Genomic DNA, 17,634 nt, shown 5'->3' with positions numbered 1-17,634 from the left:
GTCCCTTCAGGGCAATATATTTGTCTTAGGGTTTCGGTTGCCGTTTCTCAATTTATTGCTACCTTTGCATCTTAATTTTTGTGTGGTATAAATGTCATTGACAATGAATAAGAAATTTCCGGAATACAGCCATTTAGACCTCTCGGCAGTAAACAGGGAGATGTTGAAAGCCTGGGATGAGAAAGAGGTTTTCAGGAAAAGTCTGGAAACGCGGGAGGGACATGCGCCGTTCGTGTTTTATGAAGGGCCGCCCTCGGCTAACGGTATGCCGGGCATCCATCATGTGATCGCACGCTCCATCAAGGATATTTTCTGTCGTTACAAAACCATGAAAGGCTTTCTGGTGAACCGGAAAGCAGGATGGGATACGCACGGGTTGCCCGTGGAACTGGCTGTTGAAAAATCGCTGGGAATCACAAAGGAAGATATCGGCAAAAAGATATCGGTTGAAGAGTATAATGCGGCGTGCCGTACCGAAGTAATGAAATACACCCGGGAGTGGGAAGAACTTACCCGGAAAATGGGATACTGGGTCGATATGGGGGATCCCTATATCACCTATGACAACCGTTATATCGAGACCCTCTGGTATCTGCTTAAGGAACTCTATAAAAAAGGGTATCTCTATAAGGGATATACCATACAGCCCTATTCGCCTGCTGCCGGTACCGGCCTTAGCACGCATGAACTGAACCAGCCGGGATGCTACCGCGACGTGAAGGATACGACCTGCACGGCCCAGTTTCTGATCAAAGACCCGCTACCGCAATGGACAGCGTTTGGAGAATCGTTCTTTCTGGCCTGGACAACCACGCCCTGGACCCTTCCCTCTAATGTGTTGCTGGCTGTGGGACCTAAAATCGAGTATGTGGCGGTGCAGACCTACAACCAGTATACCGGCAAGCCGATGACTGCCGTGCTGGCCAAAAATCTGCTGAATGTCTATTTCCCCGCGAAAAACGGAGAACTTCCGCTCGACAACTATAAACCGGGCGACAAGAATATCCCTTTCCGTGTGATCGATAAAGAGTGGAAAGGCGCCGAACTGGCCGGCATAGCATATGAACAGCTTATTCCCTGGGTGAAAGTATCGGAAAACGGGCTAAAAGTGGTGACGGCTGATTTCGTGACCACAGAAGACGGTACCGGTATCGTGCATATAGCCCCTACTTTTGGTGCGGATGACGCGAAAGTGGGAAAGGAGAAAGACGTGCCCGGGTTAACGCTTACCGATAGAGAGGGGAGCCTTCGCCCGATGGTGGATCTCACCGGAAAATATTTCCGTATCGAAGATCTCGATCCTGAATTTGTGCAACGCAATGTAAATACCGACCTCTACGGGGAATATGCCGGCAGGTATGTGAAAAATGCCTACGATGATTCGCTTACCGATGAGGATGCGACGCTCGATGTGGATCTCTCGGTCATGCTCAAGCAGCAAAACCGCGCGTTCCGCATAGAGAAACAGGTGCATACCTATCCGCACTGCTGGCGGACCGATAAGCCGGTATTGTACTATCCGCTGGATAGCTGGTTTATCCGTACGACGGCGTGCCGTGATAAGATGATAGAACTCAATAACACCATCAACTGGAAACCGCAATCTACCGGTACCGGGCGTTTCGGGAAATGGCTCGAAAACCTGCAGGACTGGAACCTGAGCCGCAGCCGCTATTGGGGTACGCCCCTTCCGGTATGGCGTACCGAGGATGGAAAAGAGGAGAAATGTATCGGTTCTGTGAAAGAGCTCTATGAAGAGATGCGCAGGGCGATGGATGCGGGTGTTATGACGGAACTTCCCTGGAAAGGACTGGATTTGAACGAATATAAGGAACTGGAGTATGATCAGATAGACCTGCACCGTCCCTATGTGGATGATATCGTGCTGGTATCCGATGGCGGCAAGCCGATGCGGCGTGAGTCGGACCTGATCGATGTCTGGTTCGACAGTGGCGCCATGCCTTTTGCGCAGGTGTTCTATCCACATATCGCAGAGGAAGATTTCCAGAATATTTTCCCCGCCGACTTCATCGCGGAGGGAGTAGACCAGACACGCGGATGGTTTTACACCCTGCACGCCATTGCCTCGATGGTAAAAGGCAGTGTGGCTTTTAAAAACGTCGTATCCAACGGGCTGGTGCTCGATAAGAACGGCAATAAGATGTCGAAGCGGCTGGGTAATGCGGTGGATCCCTTTGAAACCATAGAACGGCACGGTTCCGATCCGCTGCGCTGGTATATGATCACCAATGCCGCACCGTGGGAGAACCTGAAATTCGATATGGAAGGGGTGGAAGAGGTGCGCCGCAAGTTCTTCGGAACGCTTTATAATACCTATTCTTTCTTTGTATTGTATGCCAATGTGGATGATTTCCGTGATCAATATCCGCAGATCGCCGTTGAAAAACGACCTGAGATCGACCGATGGATCATGTCGATGCTACATTCGCTGGTGAAGGAGGTCGACCAGAGTTATGAAGCATACGAGCCTACTAAGGCGGGTCGCGCCATTGCCGATTTTGTGAACGATCATCTCAGCAACTGGTATGTGCGCCTCAACCGTAAACGTTTCTGGGGCGGAGAGATGACCGAGGATAAGTTATCGGCCTATCAGACACTGTATCAATGTCTGGTGACCGTGGCAAAACTGATGGCGCCCATCGCTCCTTTTTATGCTGACAGGCTCTATCTCGACCTGGTTTCGGAAGCGGGAAGCGAACGGTTTGAATCAGTACATCTGTCCGATTTCCCCCTGTGGGATGTTTCACTCATCGATAAGCAACTTGAGGAGCAGATGTATCTTGCCCAGACAGCTTCCTCCATTGTCCTGTCGCTGCGCCGGAAGGTAAATATCAAAGTGCGCCAGCCGCTCTCCCGGATCATGATCCCCGTAACGGATGAGGAGCAGAAGATAAATATTCAATCCGTAGAGTCGTTGATCCTTAGTGAGGTGAACGTGAAAGAGCTGCAGTTCGTAGATACGGCCAGCGAAATATTGGTGAAACGGGTGAAGCCCGATTTCAAAAAACTGGGACCGCGCTACGGGAAAATAATGAAGCAACTGGCCCCGAGGATACAGGAGATGACGGCCGGAGAGATCCAGGCACTGGAAAAGAACGGCCGGTTCGGTTTAACGGTAGAGGGACAGGAAGCTGTGGTGACGCTCGATGATGTGGAGATCATCTCCGAGGATATTCCGGGATGGCTGGTAGCCAATGAAGGGCGACTGACAGTGGCACTGGATGTCACCCTTACCGGCGAGCTTCAGAAAGAAGGTATCGCCCGGGAGTTGGTGAACAGGATACAGAACCTGCGCAAGGCGAAGGAGTTTGAGATCACGGACCGCATCACCATCAGGCTTTCGTCCAATCCTGCTTTTGACGAGGCTGTCGCCCATAATGCCGATTATATCAAAAATCAGGTCCTGGCCGATGATATTCTCCTTGTGAATGAACGCCTTGAAGATGAAATAGAGATCGATGACGAGACGCTCACCATCAGCATAGTGAGAAACAGTTGAGAATTATACGATTTATGTGTATATTTGCAGAACATAAGATGCGCCTCGGACAAGTTCAAGCAAGCTTGGCTTACTTCTCGGCTTTCATTATGTTTACAGAATATAAGATATGCCTCGGACAAGTGTAAACAAGTTTGGCTTGCCTCTCGGCTTTTATTATATTTAGAATATAAGATGCGCCTCGGATAAGCTCAAGCAAGCTTGGCTTATCTCTCGGCTTTTATTATATTTGCACGAGGAAAAATGAAATAAACAATATAATGACCACGGTTGTTGTAGTTAAACTCTGATCCCGATAGAGACACAGCCATAAACAACGAATTATTATGAGCGAAAAGACGAGATATTCAGACGAGGAATTGGAAGAATTCCGTGCTATCATCAACGAAAAATTACAGATAGCCCGGCAGGAGTATGAAAATTACCGTGCTGCAGTAACCAATGCCGACGGAAATGATACGGTGGATACCTCACCCACCTATAAAGTGTTGGAGGAAGGTGCTTCCACCCTTTCCAAAGAAGAGGCCGGCCGGCTGGCGCAACGACAGATGAAGTTCATTCAGAATCTGCAGGCCGCCCTGGTACGCATTGAGAACGGGACATACGGCATATGCCGGGAGACCGGTAAGCTGATCCCGAAAGAGCGTCTTCGGGCCGTGCCCCATGCCACGCTGAGCATCGAGGCCAAGTCGCAAAAGAAGAAATAACACTTTCCAATGAAAATGTGGCCGGCATCTGTGAAGGTTGAAGAGAGGGGGATGCTCCTTTCCGGATTTTCATGCCCATAATATAAAGAAAACGTATGAAGAATAGTATAGGAAAGAGATGGATTGCTATAGCCGTTGTTGTGGGGGTACTGTTCGTCGATCAACTTTCCAAAATATGGGTGAAAACACATATGGGATTATATGATGCCATTGATGTTTTCGACTGGTTCAAGATCTATTTTGTGGAGAATAATGGAATGGCGTTCGGTATCGAGGCGGGAGGAAAACTGTTTCTCTCGCTTTTCCGTATCATCGCTGTTATTTTTATTGTCATCTATCTGTCGCGGTTGATAAAGCAGAATTACCGAGCCGGGTTTATTGCCTGTGTAGCGTTGATTTTGGCCGGTGCATCGGGGAATATAATAGACAGTATCTTCTACGGAGTCTTTTTTGAAGCAAGTTATCCGGGACATGTGGCTTCTTTTGTACCCTGGGGTGAAGGGTACGCTTCCCTTCTTCACGGACGGGTGGTGGATATGCTCTACTTTCCGCTGATCAGCGGCACATATCCCGCCTGGATTCCCTTTCTGGGAGGTGAGGAGTTCCTTTTCTTCCGGTTTATCTTTAATATTGCCGATTCGGCTATTACGGTGGGGGTGATCCTGATACTGCTGTTTTACAGAAGAACATTATCTTATTCATTGCTCTCAAAAAATGAGCGTGCCAAATTGGATAAAGAGAAAGAAAACCAGACCGACAGGAGTGAAATATAGAAAAAGTATTACTTGTCTTTTCCTGTTCGTGCTGCTGGTCGGGGGAGTCTACTCCTGTCAGAACCGTCCGAAGGAGGTATTGAACAGGAAGCAGATGGAGCGGTTGATGTATGATGTGTACATCGCCGAAGCGACCATGGAAAACGACTATTATAATTTTGACACCCCCGCCAAAAAAGAGGCATACATCAATAAGGTGTTCCAAGCGCATAAAACTACCCAGGCCCAATGGGATACTTCGTTATCGTGGTATTCCGACAGGATCGACCTCTATCTGAAGATGAACGATTCGGTGAAAGCGCGTCTGCAACGTGCCCGGCAAGGGGTGGATGACATGATAGTACAGCAGAATCAGGCGAAGCCGACAGATCCCGCACTGTTACCGCCGTCCTATCTGCCGCCTGTCTATATATTCTCGATGCCGGATATGAAAAAAGGCTTCAGGTTCCGTTTGGATTTCGCCGATATCTCTTCCAAAGTTACCGGAGACGATTTTCTGTTCACATTCAGTGCAATAGGAGTCCCATCCCGGTTGTCTTCCGCTTTTACATCGTTGCTTACATTGGTTTATTCCGATACGACCATCTACCGGTTTCAAAATATAAGAGAGAATAGGACTTATGAATTCTTCGCCTCGAAGTATATTCCGGGTGATACGATCACCGAAATAAGAGGTTTTGTCCACCTGCAGAATCCCACCGGTGTAATCCCACCGATCCAGCTACATAATATATATTTCGGGGATACGCCGGAAACCCTTTCAAAGGCAGATACTTTAAGCCTGAAACCGGATATCCCGGACGGAGAACCGTTGATGCCGGATTCCTTGAAGCCTTTGGAGCCGGATTCCATAAGGCCTTTAAAACCTGATCTTACGGGACGGTTGAAGCCCGATTCCATAACAAAAATGTGATAAAAAATAGTATAGAGAAAAGTAATCTATCATAATGACTTATGTTTTAGATAAATTGCTATATTTGCGGATACAATGAAAGGAATAATAAAATATTAACATTTAACTTATCATTACTTAACATCAAATGGAAAAGAAGAGAGTTTATACTTTTGGAAACGGTGCGGCCGAAGGGCGGGCGGATATGAAAAACCTGCTCGGAGGAAAAGGAGCGAACCTTGCTGAAATGAATTTAATTGGCGTTCCCGTTCCTCCGGGTTTTACCATTACCACGGAAGTCTGTACGGAATATAATGAATTGGGTAAGGATTACGTGGTAGGGATCCTGAAAGGGGAGGTTGAGGAGGCCGTAGCTCAGATCGAGAAGCTGACGGAAACAAAATTCGGAGACAAGGAGAATCCTTGCCTGGTATCTGTCCGTTCCGGTGCGCGCGTATCCATGCCGGGAATGATGGACACTGTGTTGAACCTGGGTCTGAATGACGATGCCGTGGAAGGAATTGCCAGGAAATCGGGCAATGAACGTTTCGCATGGGACTCTTACCGGCGTTTTGTGCAGATGTATGGGGATGTGGTGCTGGGAATGAAGCCCCAAAGTAAGGAAGATATCGATCCTTTCGAAGAGATCATGGATGAGATGAAACAGTCGAAAGGAGTGGAACTGGATACGGAACTCACCACTGACGATCTGAAAGAACTTGTAAAAAGATTCAAGGCAGCCGTGAAAGAAAGCACCGGCAACGATTTCCCGGTAAATCCCTGGGATCAGTTGTGGGGAGCGGTGTGCGCTGTATTCAATAGCTGGATGAATGAACGTGCTATCCTTTATCGCAAAATGAACAATTTCCCCGAAGAATGGGGAACGGCAGTGAATGTGCAGGCCATGGTGTATGGCAACATGGGTAAGACCTCAGCCACAGGCGTGGCTTTTACCCGCGATGCCGCCACGGGAGAAGATATCTTCAACGGCGAGTACCTGATCGATGCGCAGGGGGAAGATGTGGTTGCCGGAGTACGTACCCCCCAGCAGATCACCATCGAGGGATCCCGTCGTTGGGCGAAAATGCAGGGTATTTCCGAAGAGGAACGCGCTGCAAAATACCCTTCGCTCGAAGAAGCGCTTCCCGCATGTGCACAGGAGCTGATTGCAGTGCAGCAGAAATTGGAAGATTATTTCAAGGATATGCAAGACCTTGAATTCACCATTCAGGACGGTAAGCTCTGGCTGTTGCAGACCCGTAGCGGAAAACGCACCGGTGCGGCGATGGTGAAGATCGCCATCGATATGCTCCACCAGGGATATATTGATGAAAAAACCGCGCTGAAACGGTGCGATCCCGAAAAACTGGATGAGTTGCTCCATCCTGTCTTTGATAAGAAATTGCTCGCTCAGGCAAAACCGCTGACCAATGGTTTGCCCGCTTCACCGGGAGCGGCCACCGGCCAGGTGGTATTCCATGCCGATGAGGCTGAAGAGTGGAGCAGGGAGGGTAAAAAGGTGATTCTCTGCCGTATTGAGACATCACCCGAAGACCTGCGCGGTATGGCTTCGGCACAGGGAATCCTTACTGCCCGTGGAGGGATGACTTCCCACGCTGCCGTGGTAGCAAGAGGGATGGGTAAGTGCTGTGTATCGGCAGCCAATAATGTGGTGATCAACTATAAGGAACGAACCATGACCATTTATGGTAAAGAGCTGAAAGAAGGCGATTGGATCTCCTTGGACGGCTCTACCGGCTATGTCTATGAGGGCAGAATAGAAACCCAGGATGCCGAATTGGATGCTGATTTCAACGAATTGATGGAAATTGCCGATAAATATGCGCGCATGGATGTGAGAACCAATGCGGATACCCCGCAGGACGCCAATGTAGCCCGCGATTTCGGTGCAAGAGGTATTGGCCTGTGCCGTACGGAACACATGTTCTTCGAAGAAGATAAGATCGTTCCCATGCGGGAGATGATCCTTGCTAAAGACGAAGAAGGACGGCGCAAAGCGTTGGAAAAGCTGCTTCCGTTACAGAAAAAAGACTTTGCCGGAATTTTCAGGGCGATGGACGGCCTGCCCGTTACTGTTCGCCTGCTTGACCCGCCGTTGCACGAATTTGTTCCTCACGATGAAAAGGGACAGATGGAGATGGCCAGGGTAATGGGCATATCCTACAAAGATATTCACGAACGGGTGGAAGGACTGATGGAATCGAACCCGATGCTCGGTCTGCGTGGTTGCCGCCTCGGAAACCTCTACCCGGAGATCACCGAGATGCAGGCCCGCGCCATCATGGAGGTGGCTATTGAACTGAAGAAAGAGGGAGTGAAAGCCTGCCCCGAGATCATGGTACCCCTTACCGGTATCGTGTATGAGTTCAAAGCGCAGAAAGATATCATCGAGAATACCATCCGTGAAGTATTTGCAGAAAAGAACGATTCGGTGGAATACAAGATCGGTACGATGATCGAGATCCCGCGGGCCGCACTTACGGCGCATAAGATCGCCAAGGAAGCCGATTTCTTCTCTTTCGGGACGAACGACCTAACCCAGATGACCTTCGGTTATAGCCGCGACGATGTGGCCAAATTCCTGCCTATGTACATCGATAAGGGAATCCTCAAGCACGACCCGTTTGCCGTGCTCGACCAGAACGGGGTGGGGCAGCTCGTGAGAATGGCTGTGCAGAAAGGACGCGAAGTCAAGCCTACCCTTAAGTGCGGCATCTGTGGGGAGCACGGAGGTGAACCCTCATCGGTGAAGTTCTGCCATACGGTGGGGCTGAACTACGTTTCCTGTTCACCGTTCCGCGTGCCCATTGCACGTCTGGCGGCAGCACAGGCAGCGATTGAAGGATAAACGGTAAATTGGATATTTTTTGCAGAGGCGCCCTGGACGGCGTCTCTGCTTGTTTATACCGCCAATCCTTTATAACTACTTTTAACCATCAAACTATTTTGCTGCTAAGGGGATTATCATTACTTTTACATCAGTATTTTAAACGGATCGACTTGTGAAACGAGCATGAGTATAATTAATTTGATGATGGGATGATTTGGAGATATAATAATTATAATCGGCAAATCGTTAAATCGCTGAATCAATAAATCAGAAAATGTCTTTGTTCTTTGCTCTTTATTCTTTGTTCTAAATAAATAATCATATGAAATATTCAGTGAAGATAATATTGTTCTTTCTTATAGCGTTGTCAGCCGTTCCCAGTCTGATGATCGCCCAAAATAATGTGATCGACGAGATCGTGTGGGTAGTGGGCGATGAAGCCATCCTGAAATCAGAGGTGGAAGAGTACCGTAAGGAGATACTGATGCAGAACCAACGTATTGAAGGTGACCCTTACTGTTTTATTCCCGAGCAGTTGGCCATCAGGAAACTGTTTCTCGATCAGGCCAAATTAGACAGCATTACTGTGCAGGAGTCACAGGTGAGCCGTACGCTCGAGTATTGGATCAATGAACAGATTGCTTCCGTCGGCTCAGTAGAGAGGTTAGAAGAATACTGGGGTAAAAACCTCGCTACCATCAGGGAAGACCTGCGTGAGCAAATTCGTGAACAGCAACTGATAGAGGGAGTGCAGCAAAAACATTTCGGAAATATATTGCTGACACCTTCCGAAATTCGTAAGTTTTATAACAGCCTCCCGCAGGATAGCCTGCCTTTTATCCCGACCACGTTGGAAGTGCAGATCATTACCGTGGAACCGGAAATTCCTTTGGTGGAGATCGATAAGGTGAAAGCCCAACTGCGTGATTTTACGGAGCAGATAACCAGTGGCAAGAATAGCCTTTCTACCTTGGCCTTGATCCATTCCGAAGATCCGGGGACAGCCATGAGAGGAGGGGAACTCGGGTTTATGAACCGCTCGGTTTTATCCCCGGAGTTTGCTAATGTGGCTTTCACCCTGAACGATCCGCAAAAAGTATCGAATATAGTGGAAACGGAATATGGTTTTCATATCATCCAGTTAATCGAACGAAGGAGCGATATGGCGAATTTCCGCCATATTCTGCTGAAACCCAAAGTACCCCAGGAGTCGCTCGACACGGCGCTGATCCGGCTCGATTCCATCAGGACGGGGATCATGGAAAAGAAGATCGCGTTCGACGATGCGGCCACTTATCTCTCTGCCGATAAAGATACCAGGAACAATAAAGGGATCATGGTGAACAATACCCCCAGGAGCGCCCATGCCGGCACACCCCGTTTCCCGTTGAACGAACTGAACCAGGATATCGCAAAAATTGCGGGTGAGATGGCCAAAGGAGAGGTGTCCAAACCGTTTATCATGATGAACGACAAAGGACGCCAGGTGGCAGGCATCATTAAGATCACGGACCGTAACGAAGGGCACCGGGCCAATATCAATAACGACTACCAGACCATCAAGCAGATGGCTGAGAACGCCAGGCAGCAGAAACTCGTGGACGAATGGCTGCAGGATAAAATAAGGAAGACGTATGTTCGTATAGATCCTGAATGGCAGGGGTGCGAGTATAAATACAAAGACTGGCAGAAGTAACTGCTTTTTTAACGGCAATGAAAGGACAACGCTCGCAATTTTTCCGCGAAGGCATATTTCTGCCGGGCCTGTTTTCGATTATCATGGCGACGGCGGTCCATGCGCAGCAACCCCTACAGCAACCCTCCGTCGCAGATTCGGCGGTAGAGATCGTGGAAATGAAGCAGGCCAATCTGTTGAGCAAAAGAGAAGGATTCGACGCACAGATTTTTACGGGGGATGTGATCTTTTATCATGAGGGGGCATTTATGTATTGCGACAGTGCTTATCTCTATAAGGAGGCCAATTCTTTTGAAGCATTCAGCAATGTGAGGATGGAGCAGGGCGACACCATCTTTGTCTATGGCGATTATTTGCACTATAATGGTAATACCCGATTGGCGCGGCTTCGCGACAATATACGGATGGAAGATCGCACGGCCACGCTCTTTACGGACAGCCTCGATTACGACCGCACGGCCAATCTCGGTTACTATTTTGAAGGCGGGATGCTGGTGGATGAGGAGAACGAACTGACCTCCTACTGGGGGCAATATAGCCCTGATACCAAGGAGGCGCTGTTCAGCGACAGCGTTAAACTGGTCAATGAAGACTACATCATTTACGCCGATACGCTGAAATACAATACCGAGTCGAAGTTTGTCGATATCCTGGGACCTTCGCGTATTGTGTCGGACAGCGGTTACGTACATACAAGCAGGGGATGGTACAACACCGTGACGGATGATTCCAGGTTGTTGGACCGTTCGGAAGTATACAGCAACGACGGAACGAAAGTGCTTATCGGCGATACCATTCTCTATAACCGTCAGACGGGTATCGGTGAGGTGTTTGGCGATATGTTCCTCGAAGACAGGGCGCAAAAGGCTATCCTCCGGGGAAATTACGGTTATTACGACGAAAAAACGGAGTATGGGATGGCTACCGATATGGCTTATGCTATCGACTACTCCCAGGGTGACAGTCTGTTTGTGCATGGCGATACGCTCATCATGATAACCGATTCGATACACCGCGAGGTCAAAGCATTCTACGATGTGCGGTTCTACCGGTCCGATCTTCAGGGAGTATGCGATTCGCTGCATTATGCTTCCGTTGACTCTATGCTCTATATGATCGGCGACCCCGTGATATGGAGCGATAATAATCAGATCCTGGGTAACCGGATCGATATTTTCCTGAACGACTCCACCATAGAAAAAGCCATTGTGAGAGATTATGCGTTGGCCATTCAGGACAGGCGGGAACAGGATCAGTTCAATCAGTTGAGCGGGAGGGATATGACCGCCTTCTTCCGTGGCGGGGAGATTTATCATGTATTGGTGGAAGGGGATGCTGTGTCGTTATACTATGCGGTGCAGGAGGACAGCACCCTCATCGGCTTGAATAAGATGGAGAGCGCTTATCTGGAGATAGATATTAAAAATGAGCAGATCGAAAAGCTAAAAGCATATGCGGTGACTACAGGGGTTATGACTCCTCTGCCTTTGTTAAATCCCGAAGATACCCGCCTGGAAGGATTTACCTGGCTCGATTATTTGCGTCCTTCCGGTCCCGATGATCTATTCCGCAGCAACGAGAGACGCAGTTCCGAAGCGACCGAACCCCGCCGGGGGCGTTTTGAGAGAGAAGACATCACGCTGTGACGGGCATGATTTGTCTGTCTGATCAGTATTCGTTATTTTTATAGAATATAGGATACGCTTCGGAAAAGCTCAAGCAAGCTTGGTTTTTCTCTCAGCTTTCACTATATTTGTGATAATCAAACAGCTTTCATTTATGGGTATTTTCTTTTTTTATAACAACAGGAAACCGCGTAAATTCAACTATACGCCTATCCTTTACAATCCGGATGAGGAGGAACGCAAGAGGAAACTGCAAGACCGGATCGACAAGGTGAAAAGGGAGATGGGAGTGCAGCCGGAAGAAAAAACAGGCGAAAAGAAAGATTTTAAGGGGGAATTTGTCTCCCAAACGCGCCATCTGAAGAAACGTAAGGAGAAGGAAAATTCCGGGAAGAGTTCCTTTTTTGCCAATAACGGATTGCTTATCATTATACTGGTGATTCTTTTTGCAATCTTCTTTTTCTGGTTTTTACGTTAGATAGCACAGATAGATCCTATGCCAGATATCATCCATCTCCTTCCGGATTCCATCGCGAATCAAATTGCCGCGGGTGAAGTGATACAGCGCCCTGCATCGGTGGTGAAGGAACTGATGGAGAACTCGCTCGACGCCGGCGCTACACAGATCACACTCAGTGTAAAGGACGCCGGGCGCACTTTTATTCAGGTGACTGATGACGGAAAAGGAATGTCGGGTACCGACCTGCGGATGGCTTTCGAGCGCCATGCGACCTCCAAGATACGGAGTGCAGACGATCTGTTTGCCCTTACCACCATGGGATTCCGCGGTGAAGCCCTGCCTTCTATCGCGGCGATCTCCCATGTTGAAGCGAAGAGTCGAAGGGAGGAAGATGAATTAGGTTCGTGGATACTTATCTCGGGATCGAAAGTCGAAAAGCAGGAGATGGTCGCTGCCGCTACGGGAACTTCCATTACCGTGAAAAATATCTTCTTCAATGTACCGGCAAGGAGGAAATTCCTGAAATCCAACGAAACGGAACGCCGGAATATTTTTACGGAATTCGAGCGTATCGTGCTGGTGAATCCCGAGGTGGAGTTTACGCTGATTGAAAATGGCGTGGAGACGCTCCATCTGCCGAAAACGGGACTTAGGCAACGTATCATTCAAATAGAAGGGAAAAATACAAACCAGCAATTGATCGAGATCAATGAAGAGACTACGCTCGGTAAGATCCACGGTTATGTGGCCCGGCCCGAATTTGCCAGGAAAGGAAAGGTGAATCAGTTCTTCTTCGTGAATAACCGGTATATCCGGCATCCCTATTTCCACAGAGCGGTCGCCACCGCCTTTGAACCGCTCATTGCCGCCAATGAGAAGCCGGGCTACTATATTTATTTTCAGGTCGATCCCGATACGATCGATGTGAATATCCATCCTACGAAGACAGAGGTGAAGTTCGAGAACGAACAGGCGCTTTGGCAGATATTGATGGTTACCGTAAAAGAGTCGCTGGGGAAATTCAATGCGATCCCTACCATCGACTTCGACAGAGATGATGCACCCGAGATACCGGTTTACAACCCCTCCCGCACCCCCTCCATGCCGCGGGTGAATGTAGATCCCGGTTATAATCCTTTTTACAGTTACCGCCCGGAAACTCCAAAGCCTGCTGCGTCCGCTTTCGGTTGGGAACAACTTTACAGGGGATTCGAAAAAGAGAAAGAATTACCGGCCGGTGTAGAGAGCGACACCCCCGCCACATTGTTTAAACCGGTGGGAAGCGACCGGAACCTGCCTGAGACAGAACTTTTCCCCGAACATTATCAATATAAACAGAAGTATATACTCACCTCGGTGAAATCGGGACTGATGGTCATCGACCAACATAGGGCACACGTGCGTATTCTTTTCGACAAATACCTGAAGCAGATCACGAATAAAAAAGGGATTTCACAACGGGTATTGTTTCCTGAAGTGCTGGATCTGTCAGCTTCCGAAGCGGCGGCCCTGCCCTCCGTCATGGAGGATCTGGAGGCGCTCGGTTTTGAACTGGGCGATCTCGGGAATAACAGTTTTGCCATACAAGCGGTCCCTTCGGAAATTGAGAACGCCGGTCCTGCGTCGCTGATCCGTTCGATGATCGGTAAAAGTATGGAGACGGGGAGTGATGTGAAATCGGAAATCCAGGAATCAATAGCGCTTTCGCTCGCCAACCTGACGGCTATTCCTTACGGAAGGACGTTGACCTCAGAAGAGATGCTGCTTATTGTCAGCCAGCTATTTGCTTCTCCTTTCCCTACCTATACGCCCGATGGGCAGACGGTAGTCAGTGTGATCTCGGAAACTGAAATTGAAAAGAAAATGCAGTGAAATATTGACTCTTCACCCTTCTAACATTCAAACAGATATGATGCACTATTCTTATTGTGGAAACAGCGGGGTGCAACTCCCTAAAATATCGCTGGGACTCTGGCATAATTTCGGATTTGCCGATAATTACGAGACAGCACGTGAAATGATCATTCATGCTTTTGAACAGGGTATAACCCATTTCGATCTGGCAAACAATTATGGCCCGCCCCCCGGCTCGGCCGAATCGAACTTCGGGAAAATTCTGAAAGAGAACCTTTCCTCTCATCGCGATGAGATGATCATCTCTTCCAAGGCCGGGCATCTGATGTGGAAAGGACCGTATGGAGACGGCTCATCCAGAAAATACCTTATGGCGAGTATAGATCAGAGCTTGACACGGACAGGCTTGGAATACTTCGATATCTTCTATTCTCACCGCTATGATCCCAACACGCCCGTAGAGGAGACAATGCAGGCGTTGGCGGATATTGTTCGTCAGGGGAAAGCACTTTATATAGGCCTTTCCAAATATCCGCCCCTGCAGGCGCGGGCAGCGATGAACTATTTGAAGGAGAGAGATGTACCCTGTCTTATCTTTCAGGACAAATACAGCATGTTAAATCGTCTGCCTGAAGTGGATATACTGAATATAGCCGAAGAGTTCGGCTCCGGCTTTATCGCTTTTTCCCCGTTGGCGCAGGGCGTTCTTACCGGTAAATACCTGAACGGCATTCCCGGAGATTCACGCGCGGCCGACCCTTCGGGTTTCCTGAGGAAGGAGCAGGTAACCCTGCTGCTTGTGGATAAGGTGAAGCAACTGAACGAGATGGCCGGACAACGGGGACAGACTATGGCCGAGATGGCGCTGGCATGGACGCTGAGAGACAAGAGGGTAACCTCCCTCATTGTGGGCGCACGCAATGTGGAGCAACTAAAAGATAATCTGAATGCGCTGAATAATCTTTCTTTCTCTCAGGAGGAACTGGGCCGGATCGATGCGATCCTTGACGGGGCTACGTTATAAATAAGACTGTTGTATGAAACGAGTTGCCACTACCTTTTCGCTCATTATCCTTATCCTGGTGTCCTGCGGGGAAGAAGCGTCCCGTCAGACCGTCCCTTTTGCGGCGGTCAATTTCAGGGTCGATCTGAGTGGCTATGACCGCGTATTGAATAGTCCGCATTCCTATAAGATATTTACGGAGGATGAACGTCGCCTTCCTTCCGACCGTTTCGGCTATGCAGGGGTACTGGTCATTTCGGATGCGACCGGTATCCTCCATGCGTTTGATCTCTGTTGCCCTCACGAAGACAGCAAACAAGCGGTGGTAGTCCCCGGGTATGCAGGGGAGGGGTACGACGGCAAAGTGAAATGCAACTCATGTGGTTCCGTCTTTGTGACTATGTTCGGTCTCGGCAGCGTGGAGGCGGGACCTTCAACGGAAACTTTGCAGAGATACAATGTAATATTACTGCAGGATGGTAGTTACCGGATAGTCAATTAACATATTGTATAATTCATTTTTTTTGCTACCTTTGCACCTTATTTTCCACGGGTATAATTCTTTTACTGGTTTTCTGTTATACTCTTCCCTAATTCTACAGGATGAAGCGGGCAGTGGAATTGTTTTCATTAAAGTGAATGAGTATCGCGAGTCCCATACACCTTAATGAAAAAAATGAATATATCATATGAAAAAAGTTTATATTTTCTCTTTTCTGCTGGTTACCGGCCTTATTTTATCACAGCTTGTTCCTCACGTTTTAGGTGATAATTTCTATTCATTTAAGGTCTTTTTAGACGGTCTGTTATATATTTCGCTGGCGTTTATCATGATCAATGTAGGACGTGAGTTCGAAATAAATAAAAAACAATGGCGATCCTATACGAAAGATTATCTGGTGGCTATGGGGGCTGCCGCTTTTCCATGGATTTTGGTGGCGCTCTATTATCTTTTTTTCATAGCGCCCCCCGAGATGCAGATATGGAGTGACGGAGATGTATGGAAGGAAACCTTCCTGTTGAGCCGTTTCGCCGCACCCACTTCGGCGGGGATTCTGTTTACAATGCTGATCGCTGCAGGATTGAAGCATACGTGGGTATACAAGAAGGTGCAGATATTGGCTATTTTTGATGATTTGGATACCATCCTGCTGATGATCCCCTTACAGATACTGATGATCGGGATGCGTTGGCAGATGTTCGTCATACTGATTGTTGCCATTTTATTAATCTGGATCGGTTGGAAGAAGATGAACAGCTACAACCTTCGTCAGGACTGGAAAGCGGTATTATTATACTCTGCCATTTTATATGCCCTGATAGAAGCTCTTTACCGGATATCGACCTATTTCTACGGGGGTGACGGCAGCATTCATATCGAGATCCTTCTCCCGGCCTTTATTCTCGGGATGATCATGAAAGGGGATCATAGTACCGCACCTGATCTGAAAAGTGAAAGGGCTGTAAACTCTATATCGTATCTCTTTATGCTCTTGGTCGGATTGAGTATGCCTTTGTTTATCGGGGTTGATTTCGATGCAATTGCGGCACAGTCGTCTTCGGTAATTTCCCGCATACCTATGCCCTCCTGGGGATTGATTGCCATACATGTCTTACTGGTAACCCTTATCTCCAATATAGGAAAACTCTTCCCGTTGTTTTTTTACAGGGATCGGAAGATTAGCGAAAGGCTGGCAGTTTCCGTGGGTATGTTTACCCGGGGGGAGGTGGGCGCCGGAGTATTGTTTATTGCTATAGGATATCAATTGGGAGGAGTCCTGCTGGTAGTTTCGGTATTAGCCATGTGTCTGAACCTATTGCTTACCGGATTCTTTATCAGTTATGCCAAGAGGCTGACCCAGGAGGCCATGCGGGAAACGATAGAAATGGGCGCTTAAGGATATATAATCGGGAGAAATTGAAAATCCGCACGTAAAAATTCTCCGTAATGCTTTGAAATACGGAGAAACATATTTACATTTGCAGTCGCAAAAAGGAGGTCTATTGCGGAAGTAGCTCAGTTGGTAGAGCATAACCTTGCCCCAAAAGGAAAAGGAAACTAACCTTGGCAAGGTTGACGGGTAAACCGGATTAGAGTAACAAATTTTTCAGTACATTAAGTGTCTTTGTTCTTGGTTCTTTACTCTTTGTTCTAAAAATATTGCGGAAGTAGCTCAGTTGGTAGAGCATAACCTTGCCAAGGTTAGGGTCGCGGGTTCGAGTCCCGTTTTCCGCTCAAAACACAGTGAAACG

12 protein-coding genes and 1 tRNA gene are annotated in these 17,634 nt (G+C 48.3%); all 13 read left to right on the top strand.

Annotation, left to right across the window (positions count from 1 at the left end):
• The first annotated feature begins 103 nt into the window (after nt 1-103).
• Nucleotides 104-3,520, top strand: a complete 3,417-nt coding sequence (gene ileS, locus Q0502_RS07735) for an isoleucine--tRNA ligase (RefSeq protein WP_298649260.1) — start codon at nt 104-106, stop codon at nt 3,518-3,520.
• 326 nt (nt 3,521-3,846) lie between these two features.
• Nucleotides 3,847-4,227 carry a TraR/DksA C4-type zinc finger protein gene (locus tag Q0502_RS07730; RefSeq protein ID WP_298649257.1) on the top strand — a complete coding sequence of 127 codons (381 nt, stop codon included), beginning with the start codon at nt 3,847-3,849 and terminating at the stop codon, nt 4,225-4,227.
• Between the two features lie 95 nt (nt 4,228-4,322).
• Nucleotides 4,323-5,000, top strand: coding sequence for a lipoprotein signal peptidase (locus tag Q0502_RS07725; protein ID WP_298649256.1), 678 nt, complete (start codon nt 4,323-4,325; stop codon nt 4,998-5,000).
• Complete coding sequence (locus tag Q0502_RS07720; RefSeq protein ID WP_298649254.1) at nt 4,990-5,913, top strand: DUF4296 domain-containing protein; 924 nt, start codon at nt 4,990-4,992, stop codon at nt 5,911-5,913. The genes Q0502_RS07725 and Q0502_RS07720 overlap by 11 nt, the downstream gene beginning before the upstream one ends.
• A gap of 127 nt (nt 5,914-6,040) precedes the next feature.
• Entirely contained in the window at nt 6,041-8,761 is a 2,721-nt protein-coding gene (ppdK, locus tag Q0502_RS07715; RefSeq protein WP_298649253.1) for a pyruvate, phosphate dikinase, read from the top strand.
• A gap of 304 nt (nt 8,762-9,065) precedes the next feature.
• Complete coding sequence (locus Q0502_RS07710; protein ID WP_298649250.1) at nt 9,066-10,439, top strand: peptidylprolyl isomerase; 1,374 nt, start codon at nt 9,066-9,068, stop codon at nt 10,437-10,439.
• 17 nt (nt 10,440-10,456) lie between these two features.
• Nucleotides 10,457-12,085 carry an OstA-like protein gene (locus Q0502_RS07705; RefSeq protein ID WP_298649247.1) on the top strand — a complete coding sequence of 543 codons (1,629 nt, stop codon included), beginning with the start codon at nt 10,457-10,459 and terminating at the stop codon, nt 12,083-12,085.
• A gap of 133 nt (nt 12,086-12,218) precedes the next feature.
• A complete protein-coding gene (locus Q0502_RS07700; RefSeq protein WP_298649245.1) occupies nt 12,219-12,542 on the top strand; it encodes a hypothetical protein in 324 nt (107 codons plus the stop codon).
• Nucleotides 12,543-12,560: 18 nt separating this feature from the next.
• Entirely contained in the window at nt 12,561-14,396 is a 1,836-nt protein-coding gene (gene mutL, locus Q0502_RS07695) for a DNA mismatch repair endonuclease MutL (protein ID WP_298649242.1), read from the top strand.
• Between the two features lie 40 nt (nt 14,397-14,436).
• The gene (locus Q0502_RS07690; RefSeq protein WP_298649263.1) at nt 14,437-15,402 is read left to right on the top strand and encodes an aldo/keto reductase; all 966 of its coding nucleotides are present in this window, start codon (nt 14,437-14,439) and stop codon (nt 15,400-15,402) included.
• A 13-nt stretch (nt 15,403-15,415) separates the two neighbouring features.
• The gene (locus Q0502_RS07685) at nt 15,416-15,883 is read left to right on the top strand and encodes a hypothetical protein (protein ID WP_298649239.1); all 468 of its coding nucleotides are present in this window, start codon (nt 15,416-15,418) and stop codon (nt 15,881-15,883) included.
• 187 nt (nt 15,884-16,070) lie between these two features.
• Nucleotides 16,071-17,279, top strand: coding sequence for a sodium:proton antiporter (locus Q0502_RS07680; RefSeq protein WP_298649236.1), 1,209 nt, complete (start codon nt 16,071-16,073; stop codon nt 17,277-17,279).
• 265 nt (nt 17,280-17,544) lie between these two features.
• Nucleotides 17,545-17,617: transfer RNA gene (locus Q0502_RS07675), tRNA-Gly, on the top strand.
• Nucleotides 17,618-17,634 lie beyond the last annotated feature (17 nt).

This window comes from uncultured Proteiniphilum sp. (genome assembly GCF_937873925.1).
GTDB lineage: Bacteria > Bacteroidota > Bacteroidia > Bacteroidales > Dysgonomonadaceae > Proteiniphilum.
This window is presented reverse-complemented; position numbering and strand designations above follow the sequence as displayed.

Coding starts and splice junctions, on each gene's coding strand:
- Q0502_RS07685 (WP_298649239.1), top strand. CDS start 15,416: ATGAAACGAGTTGCCACTACCTTTTCGCTCATTATCCTTATCCTGGTG.
- Q0502_RS07680 (WP_298649236.1), top strand. CDS start 16,071: ATGAAAAAAGTTTATATTTTCTCTTTTCTGCTGGTTACCGGCCTTATT.
- Q0502_RS07725 (WP_298649256.1), top strand. CDS start 4,323: ATGAAGAATAGTATAGGAAAGAGATGGATTGCTATAGCCGTTGTTGTG.
- Q0502_RS07700 (WP_298649245.1), top strand. CDS start 12,219: ATGGGTATTTTCTTTTTTTATAACAACAGGAAACCGCGTAAATTCAAC.
- mutL (WP_298649242.1), top strand. CDS start 12,561: ATGCCAGATATCATCCATCTCCTTCCGGATTCCATCGCGAATCAAATT.
- Q0502_RS07730 (WP_298649257.1), top strand. CDS start 3,847: ATGAGCGAAAAGACGAGATATTCAGACGAGGAATTGGAAGAATTCCGT.
- ppdK (WP_298649253.1), top strand. CDS start 6,041: ATGGAAAAGAAGAGAGTTTATACTTTTGGAAACGGTGCGGCCGAAGGG.
- Q0502_RS07705 (WP_298649247.1), top strand. CDS start 10,457: ATGAAAGGACAACGCTCGCAATTTTTCCGCGAAGGCATATTTCTGCCG.
- ileS (WP_298649260.1), top strand. CDS start 104: ATGAATAAGAAATTTCCGGAATACAGCCATTTAGACCTCTCGGCAGTA.
- Q0502_RS07710 (WP_298649250.1), top strand. CDS start 9,066: ATGAAATATTCAGTGAAGATAATATTGTTCTTTCTTATAGCGTTGTCA.
- Q0502_RS07690 (WP_298649263.1), top strand. CDS start 14,437: ATGCACTATTCTTATTGTGGAAACAGCGGGGTGCAACTCCCTAAAATA.